Below are 225 nucleotides of genomic sequence, written 5' to 3'. Positions count from 1 at the left end.
TCCCAAGCTGATCACGCCGGTCAATCGTCAAGTCCGCGGCTGGGCCAATGACTTCGATCACGGTCGGAGTCGCCCCGCGTTTCGGGCCATGAATTGGTTCCTCCAACAGCGGATGGTAGGGCACCTGAAACGTCGGAGCCAGCGCCCCGATCGGCCACCAAAAGGGGTGACCTGGTATGCACATCTGTACAAGCAACTGGGCTTGGTGCAGCTCTGACGGCTGGT

The 225-nt window shown here is 60.9% G+C and carries 1 protein-coding gene; it reads left to right on the top strand.

Features of this window, described 5'->3' with window-relative positions; genetic code table 11:
- The coding region (locus BQ17_RS13250; RefSeq protein WP_218068265.1) for a group II intron maturase-specific domain-containing protein at window positions 1-217 on the top strand (217 nt) is incomplete at its 5' end.
- Window positions 218-225 lie beyond the last annotated feature (8 nt).

Origin of the sequence: Candidatus Thiosymbion oneisti (genome assembly GCF_900092655.1) — a bacterium.
GTDB lineage: Bacteria > Pseudomonadota > Gammaproteobacteria > Chromatiales > Chromatiaceae > Thiosymbion > Thiosymbion oneisti.
The sequence above is the reverse complement of the archived record's forward strand: the minus strand, read 5'-3'. Positions and strand labels throughout refer to the sequence as shown.